Origin of the sequence: Nocardiopsis sp. NPDC006832, from assembly GCF_040635885.1 — a bacterium.
GTDB lineage: Bacteria > Actinomycetota > Actinomycetes > Streptosporangiales > Streptosporangiaceae > Nocardiopsis.
This window is the reverse complement of record NZ_JBEYLC010000124.1, coordinates 3,456-4,820: the sequence shown is the minus strand read 5'-3', so window position 1 is coordinate 4,820 and position 1,365 is coordinate 3,456. Positions and strand designations below refer to the sequence as shown.

Genomic DNA, 1,365 nt, shown 5'->3' with positions numbered 1-1,365 from the left:
GTGGAAAGTTTTTTCGGTTGGGGATGGGCTCGCGGCCTATCAGCTTGTTGGTGGGGTAAAGGCCTACCAAGGCGATTACGGGTAGCCGGCCTGAGAGGGCGACCGGCCACACTGGGACTGAGACACGGCCCAGACTCCTGCGGGAGGCAGCAGTGGGGAATATTGCACAATGGGCGAAAGCCTGATGCAGCGACGCCGCGTGGGGGATGACGGCCTTCGGGTTGTAAACCTCTTTTACCACTAACGCAGGCTCCACGTTCTCGTGGGGTTGACGGTAGGTGGGGAATAAGGACCGGCTAACTACGTGCCAGCAGCCGCGGTAATACGTAGGGTCCGAGCGTTGTCCGGAATTATTGGGCGTAAAGAGCTCGTAGGCGGCGTGTCGCGTCTGCTGTGAAAGACCGGGGCTTAACTCCGGTTCTGCAGTGGATACGGGCACGCTAGAGGTAGGTAGGGGAGACTGGAATTCCTGGTGTAGCGGTGAAATGCGCAGATATCAGGAGGAACACCGGTGGCGAAGGCGGGTCTCTGGGCCTTACCTGACGCTGAGGAGCGAAAGCATGGGGAGCGAACAGGATTAGATACCCTGGTAGTCCATGCCGTAAACGTTGGGCGCTAGGTGTGGGGACTTTCCACGGTTTCCGCGCCGTAGCTAACGCATTAAGCGCCCCGCCTGGGGAGTACGGCCGCAAGGCTAAAACTCAAAGGAATTGACGGGGGCCCGCACAAGCGGCGGAGCATGTTGCTTAATTCGACGCAACGCGAAGAACCTTACCAAGGTTTGACATCACCCGTGGACCTGTAGAGATACAGGGTCATTTAGTTGGTGGGTGACAGGTGGTGCATGGCTGTCGTCAGCTCGTGTCGTGAGATGTTGGGTTAAGTCCCGCAACGAGCGCAACCCTTGTTCCATGTTGCCAGCACGTAATGGTGGGGACTCATGGGAGACTGCCGGGGTCAACTCGGAGGAAGGTGGGGACGACGTCAAGTCATCATGCCCCTTATGTCTTGGGCTGCAAACATGCTACAATGGCCGGTACAATGGGCGTGCGAGACCGTAAGGTGGAGCGAATCCCTTAAAGCCGGTCTCAGTTCGGATTGGGGTCTGCAACTCGACCCCATGAAGGTGGAGTCGCTAGTAATCGCGGATCAGCAACGCCGCGGTGAATACGTTCCCGGGCCTTGTACACACCGCCCGTCACGTCATGAAAGTCGGCAACACCCGAAACTTGTGGCCTAACCCCTTGTGGGAGGGAATGAGTGAAGGTGGGGCTGGCGATTGGGACGAAGTCGTAACAAGGTAGCCGTACCGGAAGGTGCGGCTGGATCACCTCCTTTCTAAGGAGTCTTTTACAGGCCAACGTT

General features: G+C 57.9%; 1 rRNA gene. It reads left to right on the top strand.

Annotated elements, in window-relative coordinates:
• Positions 1-1,338 (top strand): 16S ribosomal RNA (locus ABZ717_RS28350); the annotation flags it as partial.
• Between the last annotated feature and the right edge of the window lie 27 nt (positions 1,339-1,365).